This window comes from Moraxella equi, assembly GCF_002027555.1.
GTDB lineage: Bacteria > Pseudomonadota > Gammaproteobacteria > Pseudomonadales > Moraxellaceae > Moraxella > Moraxella equi.
This window is the reverse complement of the sequence record NZ_MXAP01000014.1, coordinates 1-9,411: the sequence shown is the minus strand read 5'-3', so window position 1 is coordinate 9,411 and position 9,411 is coordinate 1. Positions and strand designations below refer to the sequence as shown.

General features: G+C 42.5%; 10 protein-coding genes and 2 riboswitches. All 10 genes read left to right on the top strand.

Annotation, left to right across the window (positions count from 1 at the left end):
• Window positions 1-168 precede the first annotated feature (168 nt).
• A riboswitch (glycine riboswitch) is annotated at window positions 169-308 on the top strand.
• Window positions 309-331: 23 nt separating this feature from the next.
• Window positions 332-439, top strand: a riboswitch (glycine riboswitch).
• 167 nt (window positions 440-606) lie between these two features.
• Complete coding sequence (gene gcvT / locus B5J93_RS01365) at window positions 607-1,707, top strand: glycine cleavage system aminomethyltransferase GcvT (protein ID WP_079324078.1); 1,101 nt, start codon at window positions 607-609, stop codon at window positions 1,705-1,707.
• Between the two features lie 69 nt (window positions 1,708-1,776).
• The gene (locus tag B5J93_RS01360; protein ID WP_115236680.1) at window positions 1,777-2,229 is read left to right on the top strand and encodes a hypothetical protein; all 453 of its coding nucleotides are present in this window, start codon (window positions 1,777-1,779) and stop codon (window positions 2,227-2,229) included.
• Between the two features lie 34 nt (window positions 2,230-2,263).
• Window positions 2,264-2,716, top strand: a complete 453-nt coding sequence (locus B5J93_RS01355; RefSeq protein WP_079324076.1) for a DUF1775 domain-containing protein — start codon at window positions 2,264-2,266, stop codon at window positions 2,714-2,716.
• Between the two features lie 29 nt (window positions 2,717-2,745).
• Window positions 2,746-3,126: a glycine cleavage system protein GcvH gene (gene gcvH / locus B5J93_RS01350; protein WP_079324075.1), complete on the top strand. Its 381-nt coding sequence runs from the start codon at window positions 2,746-2,748 to the stop codon at window positions 3,124-3,126.
• Window positions 3,127-3,258: 132 nt separating this feature from the next.
• Window positions 3,259-3,456, top strand: coding sequence for a hypothetical protein (locus tag B5J93_RS13410; protein ID WP_079324074.1), 198 nt, complete (start codon window positions 3,259-3,261; stop codon window positions 3,454-3,456).
• Entirely contained in the window at window positions 3,401-3,850 is a 450-nt protein-coding gene (locus tag B5J93_RS01340; RefSeq protein WP_143823466.1) for a hypothetical protein, read from the top strand. Before B5J93_RS13410 ends, B5J93_RS01340 begins: the two co-directional genes overlap by 56 nt.
• A gap of 170 nt (window positions 3,851-4,020) precedes the next feature.
• Window positions 4,021-6,888: an aminomethyl-transferring glycine dehydrogenase gene (gene gcvP, locus B5J93_RS01335; protein ID WP_079324072.1), complete on the top strand. Its 2,868-nt coding sequence runs from the start codon at window positions 4,021-4,023 to the stop codon at window positions 6,886-6,888.
• Between the two features lie 115 nt (window positions 6,889-7,003).
• Entirely contained in the window at window positions 7,004-7,702 is a 699-nt protein-coding gene (locus B5J93_RS01330) for a hypothetical protein (protein ID WP_079324071.1), read from the top strand.
• Window positions 7,703-7,756: 54 nt separating this feature from the next.
• The gene (locus tag B5J93_RS01325) at window positions 7,757-8,257 is read left to right on the top strand and encodes a pilin (RefSeq protein ID WP_079324070.1); all 501 of its coding nucleotides are present in this window, start codon (window positions 7,757-7,759) and stop codon (window positions 8,255-8,257) included.
• A gap of 112 nt (window positions 8,258-8,369) precedes the next feature.
• Window positions 8,370-9,411: sulfate adenylyltransferase (gene sat, locus B5J93_RS01320; RefSeq protein WP_079324069.1), on the top strand; the 1,042-nt coding region annotated here is incomplete at its 3' end.

Here is a 9,411-nt window from a genome sequence, read left to right as displayed (position 1 = left end):
TGAAAAACAAGATTTAGCCATTTTTTCATGCAAAAATTGGTTGAAGTTATCAAACTTATCACATTTAATAAAAATGCTATCAATGTTCAACACGCCCTTCATTTTACAAATTATTTTATAAAATTTGCAAATTTTGCTTGTAAATTGTAGCATTTTTTTTCATAATAGGGGTGTTTTTCAGGAGAGATTTTTTTGCAAGGTTGGTTTTTATTAAAACCGAGCGATGATATTTAAAATATTGAGCAAAAAAACACCGAAGGCGTAAATTACCCCTACAATCGCTCAGGTAAAAGGACTGAAAAATTTAGATAATTCAAAAGGTTGTAGAGTTATCACAAAGTCTGGAGAAGGCAGGTCATGCCTACCGAAGGGAAGAAAATGGTTAAATGTCAATATCTTAGCCATTGAAAATCTCAGGTAACAGGACAGATAGGGTGCTTAAAAATTGCCATAGTTTTTGGCAGAACAGTTTTTATCGTCAAACAAATTTAAGCCAGTACAAGGCAAACGAGCGAAGTTGTATAAGCAATACTACGAGCGAGTTTAACGCAGTAATGGCTTAAATTTGGCAGACGATTGATTTTTATGCACTTTTAAGGAATAACTATGTCTGACCTACAACGCACCCCCCTATTTGACGCTCACACCGCCCATAATGGCAAACTTGTGGATTTTGGCGGTTGGGAACTCCCTGTCAATTATGGCTCACAAATCGCCGAACACGAAGCCGTTCGCACGGACGCTGGTATGTTTGATGTCTCGCATATGCTCGTTACTGATGTAACAGGCGACAACGCAAAAGCCTTTTTTCAAAAACTACTCGCCAACGATGTCGCCAAACTTGGCTTTGTCGGCAAAGCCTTGTATTCTGGAATGCTAAACGAACAAGGTGGTGTGATTGATGATTTAATCGTCTATCGTATGAATGAAGACGAGACCGCTTATCGTATCGTCTCAAACGGGGCAACCCGTGAAAAAGATACCGCTCATTTTGCCAAAGTTGGGGCGGAATTTGGTGTAACCCTTACCCCCCGTTATGAACTGGCAATGCTTGCTGTACAAGGTCCAAAAGCGGTTGAAAAAATGCTGACCGTCAAACCTGAATGGGCGGAAAAAGTAAACGCCCTAAAACCGTTTGTTGGGGTGGATTTGGGGGGCGACTGGTTTGTGGCTCGCACAGGCTACACAGGTGAAGATGGTGTGGAAGTGGTAATGCCAAGAGAGGAAGCGGTACAGTTTTTCAATGACTTAGCCAAAGCAGGTGTACAGCCGTGCGGTCTTGGGGCAAGAGACACCCTGAGAATGGAAGCAGGTATGAACCTATACGGCAACGATATGACCGACGATGTCAGCCCACTAGAAGCAGGGATGGGCTGGACGGTGGATTTAAAGAACGATGCCCGTGATTTTATTGGCAAATCGGCACTTGTGGCGTTAAAATCGGCAGGCGTTAAAGCCAAACAAGTCGGACTACTTTTGGAAGAAAAAGGCGTAATGCGTGCAGGCATGGAAGTGGTTACCGACAACGGCAACGGCATTACCACAAGTGGTGTATTCTCGCCAAGCCTTAACCAATCAATCGCCATTGCTCGTGTGCCTGCTGACTTTACAGGCGATGCCGCCAAAGTGATCATGCGTGGCAAAGAAGTGGAAGTACGCGTGCTTAAATTGCCATTTGTGAGAAATGGTAAAAAGCAGTTTGATTAAAAAATAATAATTCCCCCAAAGGCATTAAATGCTTTTGGGTGGATTTAAATCAGGGTAATTTATGAAAAATTGGCAACAGCTTTATTGTTAAGTACAGTATCCACATCAGCTTTTGCCAATACATCAAATGCTAAAACTTTGGCTGATGAAAAAGCAACAGTTAAACTGTGTGAAAGTATGGCTAATACCATCAATACGGAAATGATGAATTTTAAACCTGTTTCTGATATTCTTAACCCTTATTGGATATATGGCAATCTTGACCCCAATCGTTCGGTAGAAAGCATAGGACATCAAAGTAATCAAGTCGCTCGTTTTGGTTTACACTTATGGGGCAAACCACTCAATGTTGTTTTTACAAAAACCGATAAAGATAAATTGGGTTATTTTATGCGACATAATTTTATGCTCCGCAGAGAAAATTTAGCCTTAGATTTTTATTGTGAATTTTATAAAAATGATGATGGTAGGCGTATTGTTGGTTTATTTTGGAACGACACATACAAAAACTTTTTTGAATAATTTTTTAACCCCAACCCCCAATTAGGAATTTGTTATGAAAAAATTTATTGTTGCTAGTCTAATTGCCATGATGGGCATGACTTCTGCAAATGCCCATGTTACCATTCGTAATTTTGCCAATGGCGTAGACAGTATGTCGGGCAAATCTGACCATTTTCGCCTAAATGTACCGACCAATCGTCATAAAGCCATTACCGAAATCAAATTTGTGGTTGCTGATGGCGTGAAATTACTCTTTATTCATCCAATGCCCAATTGGACTTATGAAACCCAAAAAGATGAAAGTGGCAATGTAAAAACCGTCATTTATAAAGGACGAATGGAAGCTGGCGAATACACCGCCTTTCCTTTTATCGCCCTTAATCCTGCCAAACCTGACACCACAGTAAAATATCAAGTGTATGTGACTTATGAAGATGGTGTGGTAGTGCCATTTGACGGCTCGGAAAGTGCCAAAGGGTATCAACCAACCATTTTATTAAAATAACCTTAACCCCAACCCTAACGGAGTTTTTTATGAGCAACATTCCCAGCGAATTGAAATATGTAGCCAGCCACGAATGGTTACGCCTTGAAGCAGACGGCACAATCACCGTTGGCATTACCGACCACGCCCAAGATTTGCTTGGCGATGTGGTATTTGTGGAATTGCCAGAAGTGGACAGCGAAGTAGACGCCGACCAAGAAATCGCCGTGGTTGAGTCTGTAAAGGCTGCAAGCGATGTCTATGCCCCAATCGCAGGCACGATTGTGGAGATTAACGAAGAGCTTGTGGACAGCCCAGAGCTTGCCAATGAAGACCCTTATGGCAAAGCGTGGTTCTTTAAAATCAAGCCCGCCAACCCTGCTGACTATGACAGCCTAATGAGTGCGGACGAATACGCAGAAAGTCTGTAATAAAAAATGGCGTAAGTTCAATTTGGGCTTACGCTATTGGTTTTATGGTAAGGTGCGTATAACGCACCGTTTAAGCACCGCATTTTAATGGTGCGTGGTACACACCTACTATTAAAATTATAAAAAAGTTTTATGAAACAAGCAATTTTAAATCGCATTGCCGAATTGGGTGGCGATATTAGCCAAACCGCAGGCAACTCTTTGATTGATGATTTGCAAAAAATTACTTTTAATCATTTATTATATTTTAAAAGACCTGACGAAGAACCTTTTTATGATTTTTACCCTGATTTTTATGATAAAAAATCGAGAATTAGCAAAAAATCCTGAACAATTTATTGAGAAAGCCATTATTGATTATTATGATAATTTTATTGATGACATTATTGGTATTAATGAAGCAAAATGGTGTGGGAAATTATTAACTAATTTTAATGAATTTAATTTATCGCCATTATTAGAAATTACAAACAAAACAACACCAAGTTTTTTTATTTTGGTTTATGGTTACGGTTATCCAAAAAATTACTTTTATTTTATTTGTGGTAATGATATAAATCCCAATAATCCAGCAGTATTTAAAACCAATCAAGAAATTGATTTTAATCAAGTAGAAAAAGTTGGCACATTATCAGAATTTTTTAATGGCTTTTTAACCAAACAAGAAGCCCGTATTTATATTCAAGAATTTCTTGATGATGTGGCGAATGGGGAAGTTGATTGATACGGAGTTTTAAAAAGTAAGGTGCGTATTACGCACCGTTTTGGAATGATTTTTTAAAATTGGTGCGTGGTACGCACCTTACCAAAAAACCCAATTCAGATTTAATTTAAAATGGTATTTTAACAATAGTATTTTCAATTAAATTTAACCCAACCCTAAAAGGATAAATTATGTCGTTTAATACCTTTTCCGACCTATTTTATGAAAACGCCTTTGTGCATCGTCATCTGGGCAACAGCACCGATGAAGAGCAAGCCCTACTTTCTGCGGTAGGGGCAAAAACCCTAGATGAATTTGTGGATTCTGTGGTGCCACAATCGGTGCGTTTAAATAAAGCCCTTGATTTGCCCCTTGCAATGAGCGAGCATAACGCCCTTGCCAAACTCAAATCAATGGCGGACAAAATCACCGTTGCCAAAAGCTATATCGGTCAAGGCTACTCGCCTGCCCGTTTGCCTGCGGTCATTCAAAGAAATGTCCTAGAAAACCCCGGTTGGTACACCGCCTACACCCCTTATCAAGCCGAGATTGCCCAAGGGCGTTTGGAAGCCTTGTTAAACTTCCAACAAGTGTGCATTGACTTGACAGGAATGGACTTAGCAGGTGCGTCATTGCTTGACGAAGCCACCGCCGCTGCCGAAGCAATGGCAATGGCACAACGGTGCAGCAAATCCAAATCCAACGCCTTTTTTGTGGACAGTCGTACCTACCCACAGACCTTAGATGTTATCCATACCCGTGCCAAATATTTTGGCTTTGATGTGGTGGTGGGTGATTTTGAAACCGCCAAAAATGGCGACTTCTTTGGGGCGTTTTTCCAATATGTTGGCAAAGACGGCGATGTCGTGGACTTGACCGATGTCATCAGTGCGGTCAAAGCCAAAAACACCTACGCCATTGTCGCAAGCGACATTATGAGCCTTGTGCTACTCAAATCCCCTGCCCAAATGGGAGCGGACATTGCCCTAGGTAGCACTCAGCGTTTTGGCATTCCAATGGGCTTTGGGGGTCCACACGCTGCTTATTTTGCCTTGAAAGACAAAGACAAACGCTCCGCCCCTGGTCGTATCATCGGCGTATCCAAAGACGCACAAGGTGGCACGGCTCTTAGAATGGCACTCCAAACCCGTGAACAGCACATTCGCCGTGAAAAGGCAAACTCCAACATTTGCACCAGCCAAGTCCTACTTGCCAACCTAGCAGGTATGTATGCGGTGTATCACGGGGCGACAGGCTTAAAACGCATTGCCAGTCGTATTCACGCTTTGGCGGTGGCGTTTGCTAAATCATTTGAAAAAACACCACAAGTGGGTGTGAATGTTGTTCATAATGTATTTTTTGATACAGTTTTGGTCAAATTTGATAATGATGAAATTGCAGACCAAACATTTGAGCAAGCCAAATCAAAAGGCTATAATCTTTATAGACACGATGCATTCCTCATTTCAGTTTCATTCCACGAATTGAGTGATGAAGCCGATTTTAAAGAATTGTGTGAAATTTTTAGAACAGTTGGCTCTTTGGATAAGGTAGAAAATGTGCTGGGCGGATTAAACCGTACGGACGACATTTTGACCCACCCAACCTTTAACAGCTACCACACCGAACATCAAATGCTCCGTTATCTAAAATCTTTGGAAGACAAAGATTTGGCGATGAACCGCTCAATGATTTCGCTGGGTTCTTGCACAATGAAACTAAATGCCACAAGCGAGATGTTGCCGATTACTTGGAATGAGTTTGCAAATGTTCACCCATTTGCCCCCGCTGATGATACGGTGGGCTACATTGAGATGATTGAAAGTTTGCAAACGCAGTTAAAGGCGATTACAGGCTTTGACGAAATTTCAATGCAACCAAACTCAGGGGCAAGCGGTGAGTATGCAGGTCTTTTGGCGATTCGCCGTTATCACGAAAGCCGTGGCGATGACAACCGCACGGTCTGCCTAACCCCCCGCTCGGCTCACGGCACCAACCCTGCGACCGCCCAAATGATGGGAATGCAAGTTGTGGTGGTTGCCACAGATGAAAACGGCAATGTGGACTTTAATGATTTGACCGCCAAATGTGAAGAGCATTCTGCCAATCTTGGGGCGTTGATGATTACTTATCCGTCCACGCACGGGGTGTTTGAAGAAGGTATCCGTGACATTTGCGACCTTATCCACAAACACGGTGGACAAGTGTATATGGACGGGGCGAATATGAACGCCCAAGTCGCCATTATGCAACCTGCCGAAGTCGGTGCCGATGTCCTGCATATGAACCTGCACAAAACATTTTGTATCCCACACGGTGGTGGTGGACCGGGTATGGGTCCGATTGGTCTAAAATCGCACCTTGCTCCCTTTATCCCAAGCCATAGCGTAAACCCTGTATTTAACGCCCAAAACGGTCAAACGGCTGTTTCGGCTGCCCCGTATGGCTCGGCAAGCATTTTGCCAATTTCGTGGATGTACATCACAATGATGGGACGAGATGGCTTGTTGTCAGCGACCAAACGAGCGTTATTAAACGCCAACTATGTCGCCACAATGCTAAAAGACGACTACCCTGTACTCTACACAGGCAAAAACGGACGGGTGGCTCACGAGTGTATCATTGACATTCGCCCACTAAAAGCCGAGACGGGCATTACTGAGACCGACATTGCCAAACGCTTGATGGACTATGGGTTCCACGCTCCGACAATGAGTTTCCCTGTGGCGGGTACGCTGATGATTGAGCCAACAGAAAGCGAGAGCAAAGACGAGCTGGACCGCTTTATTTCGGCACTCAAACAAATCAGGCAAGAAGCCCTAAAAGTACAAGCTGGGGCAGACGGTTGGACAGCGGACAACAACCCACTTGTGAACGCACCACACACCCAAGCGGTCATCGTGGGCGAGTGGGACAGACCGTATAGCCGTGAAGTGGGGGCATTCCCATTGCCCTATATCAAGGCACATAAATTCTGGCCGACTGTGGGGCGTGTGGACGATGTCTATGGCGATAAGAATTTGATTTGTAGCTGTCCGAGTATTGAGAATTATGAATAATCTTTTAGGTTGTTTGTAGTTTGAGATAATTGCAAAAGAAAAAAATGCCGTCAACTTGGGAAAGTTGGCGGTGTTTTTTAAATATAAGTGCGTTAATAAATAAGGATAATTTTTAATGGCAACCAAAAAAGAAATCAATCAAACCGCCAAACTTTGGCTGGAATATTACCCTACTTTAATACAATGGGGACAATTTTTAATAAAACGATATGATTGTTTGATTGTAGGTATTTGCATAGATAAAACAACGGATAAAACAGAATATTACCCAACATTTTTTATTTTTAATCTTTTCACAAATATGCCTTGTTTGGCATTTGCCTATTGCTCTTACTCCATTAAAAGATTTGTACCAGATAGCTTCAAATACGGAGTGGATATTAGCAGCGCCAATCAATATTTGGTAGAAAACACGCCTATTTTACAACACATCAATGAACGATTTACTTTTGATGATTATATGGAGCATATCATTCATACTTTTAATAGTGAAAATTTGTATTATCGTAAAAATGGCATTGCAGAAACTTACTTTGAAATTTTAACCGTCAGCAATTATTTGGGTTGTGGCGACTATTATTTTTCCCATATTGAAAAAATGAAAGCCAATATGCGTTTGGATAAGTTTTCAATAGATATTGACAATTGGGAAAAAGAGATTTTTAATACAATCAATGGAAATATGGAAGAAATTATTCAAAAAATAATGATTGAAATTGGCTTGCCACCCGAATTAGAAAATCACAAGCTTATCTATCAAAATGATAAAATTGAGTTTATTGATAAAATCAAAAGCTTAACGGCTTTGTATTGAGTTTTGGGGTAATTGAGTTTATAATTTTTAAGGTTTTTTAATTAAGAAGCATTTATGAAAACCAACACCTTACTTGCCATTATCATTGTGCTTTTAATGATTTTAATTGGTTTATTATTTTATATGTTTAGCGGTCAAACCGAAAAACGAGCCATTAACAACATTGAACAAGAGCTGAGTATTAAAAATGATGAAAAAATGGCACAGCTCAAACAAATCGCCTTTGACCACGAAAGCATACAGCTTGCTCAGTCCGCCATCAGCCATTTAAAAATGGAAATGCAAGTTCATCTAATAGACAGGGGGCAACTACCCACATCGCTTGCCGAGCTTAATTTGCCATCCAACTGGACACCCAGCAGTAAAATCAAGTCGGTTACATTGGATAATCACTCAGTCGTTACCATTAAAATTGACAATGCCGCCAGTAAAGGCACGCTGATTTATACGCCCACCATTCATCAAGACAGCTACATTGATTGGCAATGCACCACGCCTGATATTAAAGACATTGAGCGACATTTGCCAACATGTTCTTATACAGGCACGCCCTAAACTTGCCACATGAAAAATCCGCCTATCTTTATCATCATTTGGCATAGTTAAAAGTTGGCAAAATTCTATAAGATATGGCTACTTTTATCAACGTAGCCAACAGGAATGAGCCATGACCAACCTATCCACCCTATCCGCCCAAAACAAGCAAGCGTTTGGCACAGACGACATTTATAGCGACCTTGTGCCACCACACGGCAGTCCCACCCTTAAACCCCTTGTATTGACAGGCGATGAGCTTGCCAACGCCCTACAAACTGCCGAAAATTTACCCAAAATCAAACTATCTAGCCGTGAGCGTGGCGACCTTATCATGCTGGGTATTGGCGGATTTACACCCCTTGACGGCTTTATGGGGCAAGCCGATTATGAAGGCGTGATAGCGAGCATGACCCTGACCCAAGGCGGAGTGGACGGCACTTATCGGGGCGTATTTTTCCCCATTCCCATCACGCTCTCCACCGACCAAAACACCGCCAGCACCCTAAAAGTTGGCGACACGGTCGCCCTTGTGGCAAGCGATGACGATGGTGGCGACATCATGGGAACGCTTACCATCAGCGACATCTACACCCCCGACAAACCTGCCGAATGCCAAGCCACCTTTGGCACGACCGACCCCAACCATGTGGGCGTGGCACAGGTGCTGGGCAGTGGCGATGTGTATTTGGGCGGAAAAGTACAAGTGTTTAGTCAAGGCGAATTTCCCACCGACTATCCCGAGATTTACAAAACCCCTGCTCAGACTCGGGCAATGTTTAAGCAAAAAGGCTGGAAAGCTGTCTCTGCCTTTCAAACTCGTAACCCCATGCACCGCTCGCATGAATACCTTGCCAAAATCGCCATAGAAATCTGCGACGGCGTACTCGTGCATTCGCTCTTAGGCAAGCTAAAAGCAGGCGACATTCCTGCCGATGTCCGCCAAGAAGCCATTGGCGTGCTGATTGACAACTATTTGAAAAAAGACACCGTCATTCAGTCGGGCTACCCCCTAGACATGCGATACGCAGGCCCAAAAGAAGCCCTACTTCATGCCCTCTTCCGCCAAAATTATGGGTGCAGTCATCTCATCATAGGGCGAGACCATGCAGGCGTGGGCGATTATTATGGGGCGTTTGATGCTCAAAAGATTTTTGATATACCAACCGAACTTA